We start from the raw sequence: 18,801 nt of genomic DNA on the forward strand, positions 1-18,801 counted from the left end.
GCGGACCGGCAGACCGGCAGACCGAAGAGCGCGAGACGCACGGCCGAATCCCGGTCCGACCGCGCTCAGGCCCCCGTTCGTTCCGCCTGGACGGTAGCTTCGGCCCTCGGCGCAACGCAGGAGCAGGAGGCCCCGTGAGTTACAGCCTGTACGTGTGCCGGTTCGTCGACGGAGAACCGGTGCCGATGGACGAAACGGTGATACGCGAGGTACTCGGCCCTGTCACGGTCGGCGGCATGCCTGCCTCCGGACTCCCGGAGTCCTGGGACCTCGAAGCCGGGGACGGAGGCGGCTCGGAGGTCTACGGCGACTCGACGGGGCTCACCTTCAACCGCTTCTCCACCGGCGCCGTCCTCGACCGCATGGCCCAACTAGCCCGCCGCACTGGCGCGGTGGTGCTGCCTCAGGACGGACCGGCGATCGTCGGGGACGAAGCCGACCGCGGGCATTTGCCGGAGCCGCTGCGCGCGGACGCGATCGTGGTACCGCCCACCGCCCTGACCGGCCGGGCGCTCGCGCAGATCATCGACCCGCAGCCGGCAGAACCCCTGCGGCCGATCCTCCCGGACTTCCCCTACCACCCGAACCCGGTCGCCACCGGCTCCGTGACCGCCTCCGACGAGGCGTGCGGGTGCTGCGGGCAGCAGCGCGGGTGGATCTACACAGGACCCGTCTACGCGGCGGACGCGCCCGGCACCGGCATCTGCCCGTACTGCATCGCCTTCGGCACCACCGCCGAACGCCACGGCGCCTCCTTCACCGACACGGTCGACGGGGACGTACCCCGGGAGGTCGTACTGACCATCCTGGAACGCACTCCGGGGTTCGTCGCCTGGCAGTCCCCGTACTGGCTGACGCACTGCGGCGACGGCGCCGCCTTCCTCGGCCGCGCCGGAGCCCGGGAGCTCACGGCGTATCCGAGCGCGGTCGAGCACCTGCGCCGCCAGTGGCCGGCCGGTCAGGCCGAGGGCCTGCCGGCCTCGCTCGACAAGGACGGCTCGCCCACCGCCTACCTCTTCCGGTGCAGGGCCTGTGGCATCCACCTCGCGTATGCCGACTTCACCTGAGCAGAACCCCACGTGACCGACCCCACCCCCCACCCCGTTCAAACTCCGTTAACAATGGAATGTGATCTCTCCGGTCTCCCCGATGCCCCGGAGCGCCCACCGGCACAGGCCGGAGGCGACTCCCTACGTCGACCTCACCCGTTCCGAGTGGAGCGCGCTGCGCGACAAGACGCCGCTGCCGCTCACCGCCGAGGAGGTCGAGAAGCTGCGCGGCCTCGGCGACGTCATCGACCTCGACGAGGTGCGGGACATCTATCTCCCGCTGTCCCGGCTGCTGAATCTGTACGTCGGTGCCACGGACGGCCTCAGAGGCGCCCTGAACACCTTCCTCGGTGAGCAGGGTTCCCAGTCCGGCACCCCGTTCGTCATAGGTGTCGCCGGCTCGGTGGCCGTCGGGAAGTCCACCGTCGCCCGGCTGCTGCAGGCCCTGCTCTCCCGCTGGCCCGAGCACCCCCGCGTCGAGCTGGTGACCACGGACGGCTTCCTGCTCCCGACCAGGGAACTCGAAGCCCGCGGCCTGATGTCCCGCAAGGGCTTCCCCGAGTCGTACGACCGCCGGGCCCTGACCCGCTTCGTCGCCGACATCAAGGCCGGCAAGGACGAGGTCACCGCCCCCGTCTACTCCCACCTCATCTACGACATCGTCCCGGACCGGAAGCTCACCGTCCGCCGGCCGGACATCCTCATCGTCGAGGGCCTCAACGTCCTCCAGCCCGCCCTCCCCGGCCAGGACGGCCGCACCCGCGTCGGTCTCGCCGACTACTTCGACTTCAGCGTGTACGTCGACGCGAGCACCGAGGACATCGAACGCTGGTACCTCAACCGCTTCCGCAAGCTGCGTGCGACCGCCTTCCAGAACCCGGACTCGTACTTCCGGAAGTACACCCAGGTCTCGGAGGAGGAGGCCGTCGACTACGCCCGCGGTCTCTGGCGGACCATCAACAAGCCCAACCTGGTGGAGAACATCGCCCCGACCCGCGGCCGCGCCACCCTGGTCGTCCGCAAGGGCCCTGACCACAAGGTGCAGCGACTGCGGCTCCGCAAGCTCTAGAACGCCTGTTAGAAAGGCGTCATGCTGCATCTGCGCCTGATCACCCCGGCCGGCCGGACGGACGACGTGGTCCGCCTGATCTCGACGACTGTGGGCACCACGCACCTGGTCGTGCTGCCGGGCGCCGCCCGCGACCCGGCCGGGGACGTCGTGATGTGCGACGTGGCCCGCGAGGCCGGGGACGAACTCATCCACGGGCTGCGGGCGTTGGATCTCGACCGCACCGGCTCGATCGCCGTCGAGGACATCGACCTGAGCCTCTCCCACCGCGCCGACGAGGCCGAGGCGGAGGCCCCGGGCGAGGGCGCGGACGCGGTGCTGTGGGAGGGGCTGACCGAGGCGACCCACGAGGAGTCGACGCTGTCGGTCACCTACGTCGCCTTCATCACGCTGGCCACGATGATCGCGGCCTGCGGTGTCGTCCTGGACAACGCGATCCTGATCGTGGGGGCGATGGCGGTGGGCCCGGAGTTCGGCCCGCTGGCCGGCCTGTGCACGGCACTGGTGCGGCGCCGGCCCCGCCTGGCGGTGCGCTCCGTCGTCGCGCTGCTGGTCGGCTTCGCGGTGGCGATGCTCGTGACGGTCGGGTTCACCTACCTCATGGACGGCCTCGGCCTGTTCACGAAGGTGCAGCTGGAGGCGGAACGCCCGAACACCAACTTCATCTACCGCCCCGACGCCTTCTCGTTCGTCGTCGCGGTCCTGGCCGGCATCGCCGGCATACTCTCCCTGACCTCCGCGAAGTCCGGCGCCCTGGTGGGCGTCGCCATCTCGGTGACGACGGTCCCGGCAGCCGCGAACGCGGCCGTGGCCTTCGCCTTCACGGAGTACCGCCAGGCGTGGGGTTCGTCGGAACAACTACTGCTGAACCTGCTGGGGATCGTGCTGGCGGGAGCGCTGACGCTGCTGGCCCAGAAGTGGTTCTGGGCCAGCCGGCGTGAGCGCACGGCGAAGGCCGGCGGTTCCTAGAACTGCCGCTCGCAGTTCGTGATGGTGTCGCCGGGGTCGGCGAACACGGTGTCCGTGCCGCCGCCGCAGTCGACCGTGTCACCGCCGGTGTTGTCCTCCACGCCGACCGTGTCGCTGCGGCCGTTGGTCGTCACCTTGTCGGTGCCCGTACCGGCATCGGCGACGGTGCTGACATTGGCGGTGGAACCGTCGAAGGTGTCGTTCCCGTCGCCCAGCTGTACCGCGAGCCGGGTGACCGTGGTGGCGATGCCGCAGTCCGCGGTGTTGGCGTCCACCCGGGTGCAGCCCGGGCCGATCGCGATGCCCGTGGCGTCCGTGAGGATCAGCCGGCCGGTGGAAGTGCTGGCCGTGACCACGTTGTTCACTCCGGCACGCGCCTGGAGTCCGACCAGGCCGCCGAAGATACGGAACGCCGTGGAGCCCGGTGGCGGGGCGGCGGCGACCGCGGTGGCGGACGAGGTGACGACGAGGCCCGCCACCAGAACCGGACCGGCCGCTCGCTTCAGGATGGTGCTCACGATCTTCATGCTGTGTTCTCTTCCGTCGAGAGGGCGCCGCACAGAGCGGCCTCGACGCAAGAGAAACAGTCAGTGATCGGTCGCGCACTTTTTGCTACGCCTTGAGGCTCAACCCAGCGCCGACTTCACCGCGTCGGCCAGCCGCCCCGCCACCGACCGGGCCTGCTCGATGTCGGCCGCCTCGACCATCACCCGCACCAGCGGCTCCGTGCCCGAAGGGCGAAGCAGCACCCGCCCGGTCTCCCCGAGCTCCCGCTCCGCCTCCGCGACCGCCGCCGCCAGGTCCCCGGAGGTCCTCACCCGCGACTTGTCGACGTCCGGCACATTGATCAGCACCTGCGGCAGCCGCTCCATCACGCCCGCCAGCTCCCGCAGCGACCGCCCGGTCTCGGCGACCCGCGCCGCCAGCAGCAGCCCGGTCAGCGTGCCGTCGCCGGTCGTCGCGTGGTCGAGGATGATGACGTGGCCGGACTGCTCGCCGCCGAGGGCGTAGCCGTGCTCCTTCATCTCCTCCAGCACGTACCGGTCGCCGACCGCGGTCTGCACGAGGTGCAACCCCTCCCGCTCCAGCGCCAGTTTGAAGCCGAGGTTGGACATGACGGTGGCGACGACGGTGTCGGCGCGCAGCTCACCGCGCTCGCGCATGGCGAGCGCGAGCACCGCGAGGATCTGGTCGCCGTCGATCTCCTCGCCGGTGTGGTCGACGGCGAGGCAGCGGTCCGCGTCCCCGTCGTGCGCGATGCCGAAGTCCGCGCCGTGCTCGACGACCGCGGCCTTGAGCTTGCCGAGGTGGGTCGAGCCGCAGCCGTCGTTGATGTTGAGCCCGTCCGGCTCCGCGCCGATGGTGACGATCTCGGCGCCGGCCCGGCGGAACGCCTCCGGCGAGACCCCCGCGGCCGCGCCGTGCGCCTCGTCCAGGACGATCTTCAGCCCGTCGAGCCGGTTGGGCAGGACCGACAGGAGGTGGCCGAGGTACTGCTCGAAGCCCTCGTCGTACGACCGCAGCCGGCCCACGCCCGCGCCGGTCGGCCGTTCCCACGGCTCGCCGTGCCGGTGCGACTCGTACACCGCCTCGATCCGGTCCTCCAGCTCGTCGGCGAGCTTGTGGCCGCCGCGGGCGAAGAACTTGATGCCGTTGTCGGGCATGGCGTTGTGGCTGGCGGAGAGCATGACGCCGAGGTCGGCGCCGAGCGCGCCGGTCAGGAACGCGACCGCCGGTGTCGGGAGGACGCCCACGCTCAGGACGTCGACGCCGGCGCTGGCCAGGCCCGCGACCACGGCGGCCTCCAGGAACTCCCCGGACGCGCGCGGGTCCCGTCCGACGACCGCCGTCGGCCGGTGGCCCTCGAACGTGCCCGCCTCGGCCAGCACGTGCGCCGCCGCGACGGACAGGCCGAGCGCCATCTCGGCGGTCAGGTCCGCGTTGGCGACACCGCGCACGCCGTCCGTGCCGAAGAGTCGTCCCACTTGTCCTCCTGAAGAAGCGTCCTTGCTGCCAGGAAATGATGGCAGGCGCTTAGTCATGCGATCACACCAGCCTTTGAGCGTCTTGTGTCGTTATACGCCCTTGACCGGGATAAACGAACGCCCCGACGGCACATGTGGCGTGCCGCCGGGGCGTTCGGAGTACGTGCAGGCAGCTGGTGATCAGCGCTTGCTGTACTGCGGGGCCTTGCGGGCCTTCTTCAGACCGGCCTTCTTGCGCTCGACCGCACGGTCGTCGCGGCGGAGGAAGCCGGCCTTCTTGAGCGGGCCGCGGTTGTTGTCGACGTCGGCCTCGTTCAGCGCGCGGGCGACACCGAGACGGAGCGCACCGGCCTGACCGGAGACACCGCCACCGGCGATGCGGGCGACGACGTCGTAACGGCCCTCGAGCTCGAGCACCTTGAAGGGCTCGTTGACTTCCTGCTGGTGCACCTTGTTCGGGAAGTAGTCCTCGAGGGTGCGGCCGTTGATCTTCCACTTGCCGGTGCCCGGGACGATCCGGACGCGGGCGATGGCGTTCTTGCGACGGCCCAGGCCGGCGGCCGGCTGCGGGTCGCCGAAGCGGGACGCGAGGGACTCGGAGGTGTACTCGCCCTCGACGGGGACGTCCGACTCCGTGGTGTAGCTGTCGATGTCAAGCTCTTCGAGCGGCTGCTCGGCAGTGGTCTCGGCCACGATGCTCCTCAGATTCTCTTCAGTCTTAGGGGGTGGCCGGACTTACTGCGCGACCTGGGTGATCTCGAACGGAACCGGCTGCTGAGCAGCGTGCGGGTGGTTCTCGCCTCGGTAGACCTTCAGCTTCGTGAGCATCTGACGGCCCAGGGTGTTCTTGGGGAGCATGCCCTTGACGGCCTTCTCGATGGCCTTCTCGGGGTTCTTGTCCAGCAGCTCGTCGTAGCGGACGGAGCGCAGACCGCCCGGGTAGCCGGAGTGGCGGTACGCCATCTTCTGGGTCCGCTTGTTGCCGGACAGGTGCACCTTGTCGGCGTTGATGATGATGACGAAGTCACCAGCGTCGACGTGCGGCGCGTAGATCGGCTTGTGCTTGCCGCGGAGAAGGGTCGCGGCGGTGGTGGCGAGACGGCCCAGGACGACGTCCTGAGCGTCAATGACGTGCCACTGGCGAGTCACATCGCCGGGCTTGGGGCTGTACGTACGCACTTCGCAGCCTTCTTCTTCAGTGGATGGGTGCTGACACATGGCATCACTGAAGCGATCGTGCAGCTGGGGACGACAATGCCGGGGACGCTGCCCGTATGCCGCCCACTGGTAACTGCTCCAGGGAACCTAGGTAGAGGCCACTCCCGTGAGAATGAGCGGGCCAATACACAACGAAGAGCAAGCGTACAAGGACGGCCCCGGACGGGTCAAAACGAGCTCGCGTGGACGTCGGGACGAGCGGTCGCCGACCGCCGCGGACATCCTGGGCGCACGCCCGTACCAGGATGCGCCGTCCTGCCCCCAAAGGTCCCCCAAAAGCCCCCCGAGGGTCACCGGTCTCCGTTCGTACAGTCGCACCGGCACCCCCCGGCCCCCGTCTAAGATGCGCCCCATGAGTTATGGGCAGGGGGGACCTCAGTCCCAGTGGGATCCGTGGAAACCGCAGTCTCAGCAGCCCTGGAGCAGCGGGGCCGGCCAGACCCCGGACTGGGCGTCGCTCGCCGAGGCGTCGGAGACGCGGAACAAGCGGCGCAGAGTGCTGTTCATCGGCGGCGGCGTGGTCGCCACGCTGGCGATCGGCACCGCCGTCGCGATGGCCGTGGTGTCCGCCAACGGTGACAACAAGGCCTCCGGCACGCCCACCAACCTGCCGGCCAGCGCCTCGCTGCCCAGCGACACGGCCGGCGCGGTGCCGTCCTTCGCTCCGACCAGCGCGCCGCCGCCGCTGGACCCGGAGGAGTTCATATCGAGCGTGCAGAAGGACACGGCCCCGCTGAGCGCCGCGACCCTCTTCCCGGGCACCCAGCTGACCATGGGCGAGACGGTCTACAAGAAGGGCGCCACGGCCGACACGAAGAAGTGCGCCACGGCCGCCAAGGGCTCCCTGCCTGCCGTCCTCGACAAGGACGGCTGCACCCGCCTGCTGCGGGTCACCTACTTCAAGGACGGCGTCGCCGTGACGGTCGGGGTGGCCGTCTTCAACACCGAGGCGCAGGCGGGCAAGGCCAAGACCGACGCCGACAAGAAGGGCTTCGTGACCACCCTGGCCGGCTCCGGCGTCAAGGCCTTCTGCGATTCCGGCGTCTGCCGTACGACGACCAATTCGTACGGCCGCTACGCGTACTTCACCACCGCCGGCTTCCTGAACGGCAAGGACGTCACCACCAAGGACACCAAGGTCTTCCAGGCCGGCGACGACCTGGCGGAGTTCACCTTCCGCCAGATCCACCGCCGCGGCGAGGCAGAGGCGTCGGCGGCGGCCAACCGGTGACCTGCCCGCCGGGCACGTGAGAGTCTCCCCCGTACCTGGCCGGTGATCAAGGACATCACCGGTCCCCGGGGCCCTGGGGGGACTCATGACGGACACGTCCAGACGCAGACTGCTCGCCGGCGCGGCCGGCCTCGGCGGCACGGCCCTCGCCGTCACGGCCACCGCCGCGACCCCGGCGGCGGCCGCCGCCGGCACCGGCGCGGGCTGGCTGAACGTGCGGGACGCCGAGTACGGCGCCCTCGGCGACGACTCCACCGACGACCGGCCGGCCATCCAGAAGGCGATCGACGCGGCCGGCCAGGGCGGCACGGTCTACTTCCCGCCCGGCAAGTACCGCATCGCCGCCCCGCTCAGGCTCTCGCTGGGCGTGACCCTCCGGGGCGACTGGAACCCGCACTTCCCGGTGCGCACCGACATGGCCGACTCCTTCCTCCGCCCCGGCATCGGCAACTTCACCGGCGAGGCCCTGATCGTCATCGACCCGGCACCGGTGAACGGCGACTACGCCGACTCCGCCTACCGCGGCGGCCCCCGCCTCCACGGCCTCGCCCTGGACGGCCGCGACCAGAAGGACGCCGGCGGCGCCGCGATCGACGGCGTCCGGATCAACCCGGGCGTCAAGGACGTCGGCATGGACAAGGTGACGGTCTGGCGCTGCACCGGCCACGGCCTGAACGCCCAGAACGCGGCCGGCCTCCAGCTCAACCAGGTGCACTGCGTCGACAACGACGGCCACGGCCTCACCTTCGGCGACGCGGCGGGCACCGGCGGCGGTCTGGTCGACGCCGACCTCTTCCAGTGCTACTCCCAGGGCAACAATGGCCACGGCTACGACATCCTCAACCCCAACGCCGTGACCATGGTCGACTGCCGCTCCGAATGGAACGCCCAGCACGGCTACGCGATCTCCGGCATCAACTACTCGATGGTCGTCGTCGGCTGCAACACCGACCGCAGCGGCCAGGACGGCTTCCACGTCGCCACCTCGGCCGGCGGCCGTTTCATCCAGTTCGTGGGCTGCCTGGCCAAGCGCGACGGCAGGTCCGGCACCGGCTACTCGGGCTTCAGCGTCACCGGCCCCTCGGCGGAGGGCGTGGTCCTCACCGCCTGCTCCACCACGACCGGCCGCGACGACGACAACACGGGCGACCTGTCACCGTCGTACGGCATCACGACGTCCGCCCTGAACACCGCGAGCGTGGTCTCGGTGGTCGGCGGTGAGTACGTCGGCACGACGGCCGCCTTCAACGACGCCGGCGTTGCACTCGTCCGCCACAGCGGTGTGGCCGCGGGCCTCCAGGACGCTTCCGGCATCACCTGGGACAAGTCCGATGTGCACATGCTCTCCGGGGCCGCGGGCACCAACCGGGACGTGCAGTTCTGGTCCCGGGGCAAGAACCGCCGGTGGGCCCTGCGGACCACGGACGCGACGGAGTCGGGCGCGGACGAGGGCTCGGACTTCGTCCTCGTCCGGTACGGCGACGACGGTACGGCCCTGGACACGCCGATCAGCGTCCGCCGCAGCTCCGGCCGCGTCACGCTCACCACCCCGGGTGTCGTCGTGAACGCCTCGGCGAGCCCGGGCATCAGCCTCGTCCAGGCCCGCCCGGCCGGCCAGGGATACGCGGTGACCAGCGCGGACGCCGCCTCACGGGTCTTCCAGGCCGGGGTGAGCGGCGACTCCGTCAACCGGTTCGCCATCGAGGTGAACGGCACCCAGACCTTCGGCCCCGGCGGCTCGGCGGGCCGGGACACCAGCTGGGGGCGGCTGGCGCCGGCGCAGGTGGGCAGCACCGACTCGGACCTCGTGGCGGGTCTGGCCGGCAAGGGGCTCAGGGTCAAGGAGGGCACCAACGCCAAGATGGGCACCCTGACGCTGAACGGGGCGACGGCGGTGACGGTGCCCACGACGGCGGTGACCGCGTCGAGCCGCATCTTCCTCACCGTGCAGGCACCCGGCGGCACCCCGGCGGGCGTGGCCTACGTCGCGGGACGCACCGTCGGCACGTCCTTCACCGTCAAGGGGGTGGCCGGCGACACCTCGACCGTCGCCTGGCTCATCGTGGAGCCCGCCTGAGCGCTCCGCTGGACGTACGCGATGTGCAGTCCGACGACTGCGGCGCCGTCGTGCCTGGTCGCGCAGTTCCCTGCGCCCTTACCGGGGCGCTGGCCGGGGCGGGGCAGAATGGTTTCGGCCAGGGCCGGGGGCCGGTCGGGGAGAGACACGGGAGCGGGCTGCGGTCATGCGCATGCGGGGACGGGTCGGGTTCATAGGGGCGGCTGTCGCGGGGCTGCTGGGTCCCCCCGCGGTGTGGTGGGCGCTGCGGGACTCCGAGGACACCGCGCGCACCCCCCGGCCCGTCCCCACCGAACTGCGCAACCGCGATCCCGCGGCGACGCCCGCCGCCCGCCGGGTCTACGCCCTGCTCGCCGGCCTGGAGAACCGGGCGCGGCGTGGCGAGCCGTCCCGGACGGTCATCGGCCAGCACGTCGAGCTGCACAACGAGCGCTACAACGTGTCGTACGGCGACTACCGGGGCACCAAGCAGCCGGGCTACTACTACAAGAAGGTCCACGACATCACCGGCCGGCTGCCCGGCTTCGTGGAGCTGGACCTGGGTCCCGGGTACGGACAGCCGGGCTGGGCGGTGGGCACGGCACGCCCGTACAACAAGGCCTGGCCCGCCTGCCGCCCCTACTGGGGTTACATCGAGGACGCGGTGGACCTCGCCGTCGGCGTGTGGGCGGGGCTGCCCCGGGCGGCCGACGGCTCCTACCGGGTCTCTGGCACGCACCGGGAGTGCGCGGCACACGCGGACGTGTCCCTGCCGCACAACGGAGGCAGGCCGGCCGGTCTGGTCGGCTTCTCCTTCCACCAGCCCTACCCGGGCAGCCCGGTCAAGGGCTTCGCCCAGACGCTGCACGCCAACTCCCCCGGCGCGAAGGACCCCGGCTGGTTCGGCCGGGTGGCCACCGAGGGCACCGCCGAGCACCAGGCCCTCCTGCACGACCTCGACTTCCTCGCGGACCACCTCGGCTACCTCGCAGGCCAGGGAGTGCCGGTGCTGCTGCGGCCGTACCACGAGATGAACGCGGCCCCGGGGCACGGTTTCTGGTGGGCCGGGCAGGATCCGTCCACGTACCGAAGGCTGTGGCGGCTGACGTACGACTACCTGGTGAACCGGCGCGGGCTGCACAACCTGCTCTTCGTGTGGTCGCCGAACTCCTGGGACGGGGGCTACGGCCGCTCGCCCGCCAAGTACTACCCCGGCGGGGACTACGTGGACGTGGTAGGCGTCGACGCCTACAGCGACACCCCTGCGAAGCCGCTCGGCAAGGGCGCCTGGACCGAGATCTGGTACCGCGGGCTGGAGGAGTTCGACCGGCCGCGCGTCGTCGCCGAGTCCTTCCACGTCCCCCTGAACGCGGCCCAGCCCCGGACCCTCACACGGACCCCTTGGGTCATGTGGACGGTGTGGGGTCAATCACTCACGTACGACAACGTCTCCGCCCCGCGGGCGAAGAACACGACGGCCGACGTCAAACAGACCTATGGGTCTTCGAAGTTGATCACCGGCGGCCATCCAACCCAAGCCGCCGACACTGAGTGAAGATCACCACACAAGGCGTAACTTGATTAACTTTTGAACACATCCTTCTCACAAGCATTCCCTGTAACGCCCATGCATGCGAGGATCCAGTGTCTATTCGGTCAGTGACGCGGGCGCCTGGGGGGGCATCTGAGCGGCAGTGGCCGAGGCGCCGAAGAAGGCGTCGAGGGGGATGGACCCGGAACAACCCAGCCGCCAGGCACTGCTCGCGCGTGCCGTGACTGAGATCCGTCGTTGCCTCGACGCACCACCGATTACACGGGAGTTCCGCAGTCGTCATGGCATCGACACTGGTCGACGGGGGTGTGCCGTATTCGCGGCACAATCAGAAGCTGGCCAAGCGCACCGCGGCGTGGAAGCCGGGAATCCTCCCCTTCCTACTGCCTTTCGTTTTCCTGGTCGTGTTCGGGCTGTGGAGCTTCCGGCCCAGTACCTCCCTGCTGAGCTGGGTCCTGACCGTTGTGTGGTCCCTGCCGGTGGCCGGTGTGCTGGTCGGCATCCAGGGCGCCCTGCTGATCCGCCGCCGGGTCCGCAAGAGCGACCTGATGACCCCGCCCGCACCGGCCGAACAGGACTTCCTGATCGTCCTGTGCCCGACCATCGGCCGCAACGACACCTACCCGGCCCTCGAGCGCTCGATCCTCTCGTACGTCGATCACCTGCCCGAGTGGTTCCCGTACATGCGCGTCGACATCCTCACCGAGGAGGGCTGCGAGGCGGCCGCGGACATCGACCGGCTCGCCGACTCCCACCCGCTGATCCGGGTGATCACGGTCCCCAAGGACTACGTCCCGGCCAACGGCACCCGTTTCAAGGCCCGCGCCAACCACTACGCCCACGAACTGCGTATCGAGGAGGGCGAGGCCCTCGACTACGTCTGGGTGCTGCACATGGACGACGACACCGGCGTCGGCCCTGACACCGCGTCCTCGCTCGCCCAGTTCATCAACCGCCAGCGCCGCGCTCACCCCGACGAGGCGAAGCACATGGCCCAGGGCATCCTCACGTATCCGCGCGAGAACGCGGTCAACAAGTTCACCTGGCTCGCCGACGCGGTGCGCCCCGCCGACGACATCGCCCGCTTCCGGGCGCTGACCGGTATGGGCACCCCGGCTGCCGGCGTGCACGGCGAGCTGCTGGTGCTACGCGCGTCCATCGAGGCCGAGATCGGCTGGGACTTCGGCCCCAAGGAGATCGTCGAGGACGCCCGGCTCGCCCTGACCTTCTGCCGCAAGTACCCGGGTCGCAGTGACTGGTTCAACGGCCGCTGTTACGGCGCCTCTCCCGCGACCGCGGCCGACTTCGTCAAGCAGCGGGACCGCTGGGCCTGGGGCCTGGTGGCCCTCTGCTTCAACAGGGCCGTGCCGTTGCGCTACCGCTGGTTCCTGTCGATCTGCGTGACCACCTGGATCCTCGGCCCGCTCCAGCACATCGGCGCCGTGCTCCTCATCGGCTGGCTCTTCAACGACATGAACACCTCGCCCGTGACCCAGTCCATCACCGTCCTGTGGGCCTTCAACTTCGCCTACGTCATCTGGACCTACTGGGAGGGACTGCGGCTGAACGCGCTCGCGTCGATCAGCGGCCGGCGCAAGTGGTGGGAGCCGATCGTGGTGGTCGCGCTCATCCCCGTCTTCTCCGTGATGGAAGGGCTCGGCGGCTTCAAGGGCTTCCTGAAGTTCGTCCGTCGCGAGGAGAACAAGTTCGTCGTGATCGCCAAGCCCGCCTAGCCGCCCGGAAGACAACCACTGACATGCGTTCACGACTGCCTCTGCTTGCCATTTTCCCGGTGACCGTCCTCACCGTCGTCCTCGGCAGCCCCTTCATCCTCGGCAACCACCCGGTGCGCTGGGAGTCGGGCTCCGCCCTGCCCAAGATCGTGATCGGCGACGAGAAGGAGTCCCCGGCCTCGTCCGGCCACCAGTCCGGAACGGCGACGGCCGCCTCCCCCTCCGGTTCCGCGTCCTCCGCCGCCGACGCCCTCCAGGTCGCCAAGCCCTGGAAGCAGGGCATGGCGCAGTGGGGCGTACAGCTCTACTGGGAGGAGGAGAAGACGAAACGCTCGGACACGTTCATCGAGAAGCAGGCCCGCAAACAGGCCGAGTACCTCATCGGCCTGGGCGCCAACTCAGTGTCCGTCTCCTTTCCCTTCTTCATCCAGAACTCCACCTCCGACACGCTCTCGGCCGGCGCCAAGACGCCCTCCCCCGAGCGGCTCCAGAAGGTGCTGAAGGTGTTCAAGGACGCCGGATTCCGCACCCAGGTCCGCCCGATCCTGGACGAGGGGACCCTCAAGCCGGCCAAGCACTGGCGCGGTGACATCGACCCCGCCTCCCGCTCCGCCTGGTTCGCCTCGTACAAGAAGTTCCTCACCCCGTACCTCCGGGCCGCCGACGACGCGAAGACCAACACCTTCGTGATCGGTACCGAGCTGAACTCGCTGGAGGGCGACGTGGGCTGGGAGCCCCTGGTGTCCTACGCCGAGAAGAACTTCTCCGGTGAGGTCTCCTACAACGCCAACTGGGACAACTACGTCACCGGCCGGATCAACATGCCGGTCAACCACCTCGGCGTCGACGCCTACTTCCCGGTCAAGGTGCCGGACACGGCACCCGTCTCAGACCTGGTCAAGGGCTGGAACACCTGGCTGGACCGCAAGGCCACCGGCCCGCTGCCCAAGATCCTCGTCTCCGAGACCGGCATCGGCGCCATGAACGGCGCCTACGACGCCCCCGGCGACTTCTATGCCCGGCGGGCCGTCAACCCGCACGTGCAGGCCAACTGGTACAAGGCGGTCTGCCAGGTCGTCCAGGACCGCAAGATGCAGGGCATCTACTGGTGGTCGCTCTGGTTCGACGACGACCCGAACACCAAGCCCGACGACAAGGTCGCCTCCCGGCTCGACTTCGCCGGACGTCCTCTCTCCGAGGCGGCCATCAAGTCCTGCTTCACCTCTGACTACGCGGGACCCGGCACCGCCACCACCAACTGACCGAGCGGAGGCAGTGATGCAAGAAGCCATCATCCTGGTCGGCGGCAAGGGAACGCGCCTGCGCCCGCTGACCAACCACACCCCGAAGCCACTGCTCAACGTGGCGGGCACCTCCTTCATCCGGCACCAGATCGCCAAGCTGATGGACGCCGGCGTCGAGCACGTGGTGTTCGCCACCTCGTACCTCGCCCGCCTCTTCGAGGAGGAGTTCAGGGACTTCTCCCAGGACCTGGCGATCTCCTACGCCGTCGAGGAGGTCCCGCTCGGCACGGGCGGCGCGATCCGCAACGCCGGGCGCCTGCTGCGCGGCACCTCGGCCGACGCGCCGGTGCTGATCCTCAACGGCGACATCCTGTCCGGCGTCGACCTGCCTGCCGTGCTGGAGCGCCACCAGGCACACGACGCCGACGTGACCCTGCACCTCACCCGGGTCCCCGACCCGCGCGCCTTCGGTCTGGTCCCCACCGACGAGTCCGGCCGTGTGCTCTCCTTCCTGGAGAAGCCCAAGACGCCCGAGGAGTGCGTCACCGACCAGATCAACGCCGGCTGCTACGTCTTCCGCCGGTCCGTGCTGGACGCCATCCCGGCCGACCAGGAGGTCTCGGTCGAGCAGACGACCTTCCCGCAGCTGGTCGCCGCGGGCCGGCGCGTGTTCGGCCACACCACGGAGGACTACTGGCGAGACCTCGGCACCCCACTGGCCTTCGTCCACGGCTCCGCGGACCTGGTCACCGGCGAGGCAGCCTCGCCCCTGGTGGCGGCGCCCGGCGACGCCCTGATCCACCGCACGGCCACCGTCGACCCGACCGCCCGGATCACGGGCGGCTCGACGATCGGCCCGCACGCCGTCATCGGCCCGCACGCGGTCGTCGACCGTTCCATCATCGGCGCGCACGTCATCGTGGCCGAGGGCGCGCAGATCCACGAGTCCGTGGTCGACCACGACTCCTCGATCGGCAGCGAATCGTTTCTCCGTGAGGCCGTGGTGGGCTGCCACTCGCATGTCGGCGCGCAGAACGAGCTCCCCGCCCAGCTACGGCTGTCGTGCGGCATCCGCATCCCCGCCCAGGGTGTACGCGTCAGCGGTACGGCTGTCGCCTGCCCGACGGTCCACTGAAGTCGCCGGCGTAGCCCGGACAGTTACTGGAGAACCGTGACCCGCCATCGAACATCGGCCGCCGACGCCCAGACGGAGCGCCTGCGCAAGTACCGGCCGGACATTCAGGGCCTGCGTGCCGTGGCCATCATGATGGTCGTCAGCATGCACTGCGGCATCCTCGACATCCACGGCGGCGTGGACGTCTCCTTCGTGCTGAGCGGCTTCCTCATCGGCAGCCAGCTCCTGGCCGAGATCGACAAGACCGGCAAGGTGTCCCTGGCCAAGTTCTGGGCCCGCCGGTTCCGGCGGCTGACCCCGCCCATGGCCATCGTCATCGTCGGCACCGCCGCTCTGGCATGGCTGTACGGCAGCCCGCTCAGGTTCCGCGCCTACATGGAGGACGGCCTCAGCGCCTCCCTCAGCTTCCTGAACTGGCGCCTGGTCGAGAACGGCACCGACTACTTCGCCAACGACGGCTCCCAGACCCCGTACCAGCACTTCTGGTCGCTGGGCATCGAGGAGCAGTTCTACCTCGCCGCCCCGATCCTCCTCGTCGTGCTGGTCTGGATCAGCCGCAAGATCTTCCGTAACCGTGCCCTGGTCGCCCTGTTCCTGATGGCCGTCATCGCCGGCTCGTTCTACCTGGGCTGGAAGAAGACCTCCGAGAACCAGCCGCTCGCGTACTTCTCCACGCACACCCGGATCTGGGAGATCACCTGCGGAGTGCTGCTCGCCCTCGCCGCCACGCAGGTCTCCCGCATGAACACCGGTGTGGCCGCGGTCATCTCGTGGCTGGGGCTCGCCACCGTGCTCGTCACCGCCTCACTCATCTCCAGCAAGACGCCGTTGCCCGGATACGCGGTGGCCGGCCCGGTCATCGGCGCCGTCCTGGTGATCGCCGGTGGCTGCGCCAATCCGCGGTACGGCGTGGAGCGGCTGCTCGACAATCCCGTCCTCGACTTCGTCGGCAACGTCAGCTACGGCTGGTATCTGACGCACTGGCCGCTGCTGGTGCTCTGGCCGTCCATCACCGACCGGGACTTCACCTTCCAGGAGCGGATGCGTGTCGTCGTCCTCTCGTTCCTGGTGGCCGTCCTCCTGCACTACGCGGTCGAGCGCAAGTTCAAGAAGAACGTGTCGCTGCTGGCCCGCCCCTGGAAGGGTGTCTTCACCGGGGGATTCACCACTGCGGGCACGGCCGGGGCGATGGTTCTGGCCACGATCGTCCCGCTGCACCTGGCGACCTCGTCCTCGTCGAGCGCGGTCGCGGCGGGGTACACCGACAAGACATCGGTCGAGAAAGCCGTACAGCGCACACAGCTCTCCGTGACCGCGCAGGGCGGTCTGCAGAGCGCGCCCAAGAACCTGGCCACGCACGGCTGCATCGACAACTTCGACGTGGCGAAGTTCGTGATGCGCGACGACTGTGTCGCCGGCGACCCGAAGGGCTCGAAGACCCTCGTCCTGATGGGCGACTCCCACGCCTGGCAGTGGAACGACCTCTACGACGTGATCGGCAAGGATCTCGGCGTCAGGGTGGTGACCATGGCGAAGGGCGGCTGCTCACCGCAGATCTACCACATCGTCAACCCCCAGCTGGGCCGCGAGTACAGCGAGTGCGACAGCTGGCGCCAGTCCGCCTTCGCGGAGCTCAGGAAGATCCACCCGGACGTCGTCGTCATCGCCGACCGAGCGCGTGGTGAGGCGAACCGGGCCGGGGCCGAGGCCTCGTTCAAGGTGCTCAAGGAGACCGGCGCCAAGCTCGTCTTCATGACGGACACCCCGGAGCCCGGCCAGAACATCCCGGACTGTCTCGCCACCCACATCGACAAGATCACCCTCTGCAACCGCCAGCAGTGGCAGGCGCTGGAGTACACGCAGTTCCGCACCATGGAGCGGGAGGTGGCCGAGAAGTACGGGGCGGAGATCATCGACACGACGCTCGCGTTCTGCGCCGCGGGCGTGTGCCCGGCGGTCATCGGCGACCAGATCGTCTACTTCGACAACAGCCACATCACGTCGTCGTACTCGAAGACCCTGAAGCCCTTCCTCGAGCCCACTCTGAAGGAGATCCTGGCCGGCTGACCCCGCCCGTCAGTGCACCTTCCCCCGTACCCGGCGAGCCTGCCGCTGCCTCTCCAGCAGCTGGTCGGCCGCCGGGTACGCGACCTCCTCCAGGGTCAGCCCGTGCGGCCGTACGACATGCACGGCGCTGTCCCGCACCCCCGCGTCCAGCACCTTCCGCGGCCACTCCACGCCCCGGTGCCCGTCCCCCACGAACAGCAGCGCGCCGACCATCGACCGCACCTGGTTGTGGCAGAAGGCGTCGGCCCGGACCTCGATCTCGACGACCCCGTCGGCGCGCCGGGTCACCCCGAAGCCGAGGATCTCCCGGATCGTCGTCGCCCCTTCGCGCTTCTTCGCGTAGGCGGCGAAGTCGTGCTCCCCCACCAGCGACTTCGCGGCGGCGTCCATGACGTCGACGTCCAGCTCCCAGTCGTGCCACAGCACGTGGTTGCGCAGCAGCGGATCCACGCCCCCCGGCCGGTCCCCGACCCGGTACACGTACCGCCGCCACAGCGCCGCGAACCGCGCGTTGAACCCCGGCGGCGCCTCGCCGACCGACCACACCCGCACGTCCTTCGGCAACCGTCCGGCCAGCCGCTTGAGCAGCTTCTCCCGCTGTTCCTCCCACACCCCGGCCGGCAGATCGACATGCGCCACCTGCCCCCGCGCATGCACCCCGGCATCCGTCCGCCCGGCCACGGTCAGGTCGTACACCGCGCCCTGCGACCGTGTGACGATCCGCAGCGCGTCCTCGATCTCCCCCTGCACGGTCCGCTTCCCGCCGGCCTGCTTGGCCCAGCCGTGGAAGTGGGTGCCGTCGTAGGACAGGTCGAGACGGATGCGCACATGGCCGGGCTGAACGTCGTCACTCACAAGAGAATCCTCTCAGGGCAAGAAAGCGGGCCCGCCCCTCGAAAGGAACGGGCCCACCGACGCGCCCTCGAAGGGGCGCGGGGAACTGCGCGACCAGCCACGACGGACCGGCAGCCAAAGGACGGCTTACGCCTCCTCGGCCTCCGGCTTCGCGTCCTCGACGACCTCGTCGGCCTTGGTCTCCTCGACCTTGGCCTCCTCGGCCTCCTTGACCGCACGCTTCGTCGCGGCCTCGGCCTCACCGGTCGCCTGCTGAGCGACGGTCAGCGCCTCCACCAGCTCGATGACAGCCATGGGCGCGTTGTCGCCACGGCGGTTACCGATCTTGGTGATGCGGGTGTAGCCACCGGGACGGTTCTCGTACCGCGGGCCGATCTCGGTGAAGAGCGTGTGCACGATGCTCTTGTCCGTGATGACCTGGAGCACCTGACGGCGGTTGTGAAGGTCGCCCTTCTTCGCCTTGGTGACCAGACGCTCGGCGTACGGGCGCAGGCGGCGGGCCTTCGCCTCGGTGGTGGTGATACGGCCGTGCTCGAAGAGCGACTTCGCGAGGTTCGCGAGGAGCAGCTTCTCGTGCGCGGCGCTGCCGCCCAGACGGGCACCCTTGGTGGGCTTCGGCATGGTTCTTCTCCTGTGTG

General features: G+C 69.6%; 16 protein-coding genes. 10 read left to right on the top strand and 6 right to left on the bottom strand.

Going from position 1 to position 18,801, the window contains the following annotated elements:
• The first annotated feature begins 134 nt into the window (after positions 1-134).
• The 3 genes from ACZ63F_RS16230 (at position 135) to ACZ63F_RS16240 (ending at position 3,087) form a co-directional block, all read left to right on the top strand.
• The gene (locus tag ACZ63F_RS16230) at positions 135-1,067 is read left to right on the top strand and encodes a CbrC family protein (RefSeq protein ID WP_469711691.1); all 933 of its coding nucleotides are present in this window, start codon (positions 135-137) and stop codon (positions 1,065-1,067) included.
• An 82-nt stretch (positions 1,068-1,149) separates the two neighbouring features.
• Entirely contained in the window at positions 1,150-2,118 is a 969-nt protein-coding gene (gene coaA / locus ACZ63F_RS16235) for a type I pantothenate kinase (RefSeq protein WP_352359609.1), read from the top strand.
• Between the two features lie 21 nt (positions 2,119-2,139).
• Positions 2,140-3,087 carry a DUF389 domain-containing protein gene (locus ACZ63F_RS16240; protein WP_469711694.1) on the top strand — a complete coding sequence of 316 codons (948 nt, stop codon included), beginning with the start codon at positions 2,140-2,142 and terminating at the stop codon, positions 3,085-3,087.
• Here the strand turns inward: ACZ63F_RS16240 and ACZ63F_RS16245 are convergent.
• The 4 genes from ACZ63F_RS16245 to rplM form a co-directional block, all read right to left on the bottom strand.
• Entirely contained in the window at positions 3,084-3,605 is a 522-nt protein-coding gene (locus ACZ63F_RS16245; RefSeq protein ID WP_469711696.1) for a hypothetical protein, read from the bottom strand. The genes ACZ63F_RS16240 and ACZ63F_RS16245 overlap by 4 nt on opposite strands.
• Positions 3,606-3,713: 108 nt before the next feature.
• On the bottom strand, positions 3,714-5,072 hold the full coding sequence (glmM, locus tag ACZ63F_RS16250; RefSeq protein ID WP_352359613.1) for a phosphoglucosamine mutase: 1,359 nt from the start codon (positions 5,070-5,072) through the stop codon (positions 3,714-3,716).
• A 180-nt stretch (positions 5,073-5,252) separates the two neighbouring features.
• Positions 5,253-5,765 carry a 30S ribosomal protein S9 gene (gene rpsI, locus ACZ63F_RS16255; protein ID WP_352359615.1) on the bottom strand — a complete coding sequence of 171 codons (513 nt, stop codon included), beginning with the start codon at positions 5,763-5,765 and terminating at the stop codon, positions 5,253-5,255.
• 42 nt (positions 5,766-5,807) lie between these two features.
• Positions 5,808-6,251 (bottom strand): 50S ribosomal protein L13, encoded by a 444-nt coding sequence (rplM, locus tag ACZ63F_RS16260; RefSeq protein WP_351502660.1) that lies wholly within the window; start codon positions 6,249-6,251, stop codon positions 5,808-5,810.
• Positions 6,252-6,642: 391 nt separating this feature from the next.
• Between rplM and ACZ63F_RS16265 the strand changes: the two genes are divergently transcribed.
• The 7 genes from ACZ63F_RS16265 to ACZ63F_RS16295 all read left to right on the top strand — a co-directional run bounded on the left by ACZ63F_RS16265 (position 6,643) and on the right by ACZ63F_RS16295 (position 17,308).
• Positions 6,643-7,521: a hypothetical protein gene (locus tag ACZ63F_RS16265; RefSeq protein ID WP_469711699.1), complete on the top strand. Its 879-nt coding sequence runs from the start codon at positions 6,643-6,645 to the stop codon at positions 7,519-7,521.
• Between the two features lie 85 nt (positions 7,522-7,606).
• Positions 7,607-9,598: a glycosyl hydrolase family 28-related protein gene (locus ACZ63F_RS16270; protein ID WP_469711702.1), complete on the top strand. Its 1,992-nt coding sequence runs from the start codon at positions 7,607-7,609 to the stop codon at positions 9,596-9,598.
• A gap of 166 nt (positions 9,599-9,764) precedes the next feature.
• The gene (locus tag ACZ63F_RS16275) at positions 9,765-11,132 is read left to right on the top strand and encodes a glycoside hydrolase family 26 protein (RefSeq protein ID WP_469711704.1); all 1,368 of its coding nucleotides are present in this window, start codon (positions 9,765-9,767) and stop codon (positions 11,130-11,132) included.
• Positions 11,133-11,410: 278 nt separating this feature from the next.
• Positions 11,411-12,862 (top strand): glycosyltransferase family 2 protein, encoded by a 1,452-nt coding sequence (locus ACZ63F_RS16280; RefSeq protein WP_469711706.1) that lies wholly within the window; start codon positions 11,411-11,413, stop codon positions 12,860-12,862.
• Between the two features lie 59 nt (positions 12,863-12,921).
• Positions 12,922-14,124, top strand: a complete 1,203-nt coding sequence (locus tag ACZ63F_RS16285) for a glycoside hydrolase family 113 (protein WP_469711708.1) — start codon at positions 12,922-12,924, stop codon at positions 14,122-14,124.
• 16 nt (positions 14,125-14,140) lie between these two features.
• On the top strand, positions 14,141-15,241 hold the full coding sequence (gene manB, locus ACZ63F_RS16290) for a mannose-1-phosphate guanylyltransferase (protein ID WP_469711710.1): 1,101 nt from the start codon (positions 14,141-14,143) through the stop codon (positions 15,239-15,241).
• A gap of 36 nt (positions 15,242-15,277) precedes the next feature.
• A complete protein-coding gene (locus ACZ63F_RS16295) occupies positions 15,278-17,308 on the top strand; it encodes an acyltransferase family protein (RefSeq protein WP_469711712.1) in 2,031 nt (676 codons plus the stop codon).
• A 9-nt stretch (positions 17,309-17,317) separates the two neighbouring features.
• Here the strand turns inward: ACZ63F_RS16295 and truA are convergent, their stop codons facing one another.
• Positions 17,318-18,163, bottom strand: coding sequence for a tRNA pseudouridine(38-40) synthase TruA (gene truA, locus ACZ63F_RS16300; protein WP_469711714.1), 846 nt, complete (start codon positions 18,161-18,163; stop codon positions 17,318-17,320).
• 126 nt (positions 18,164-18,289) lie between these two features.
• A complete protein-coding gene (gene rplQ, locus ACZ63F_RS16305; RefSeq protein WP_316776882.1) occupies positions 18,290-18,784 on the bottom strand; it encodes a 50S ribosomal protein L17 in 495 nt (164 codons plus the stop codon).
• Positions 18,785-18,801: the final 17 nt, after the last annotated feature.

It is taken from the genome of Streptomyces sp. NPDC104761, from assembly GCF_055583445.1.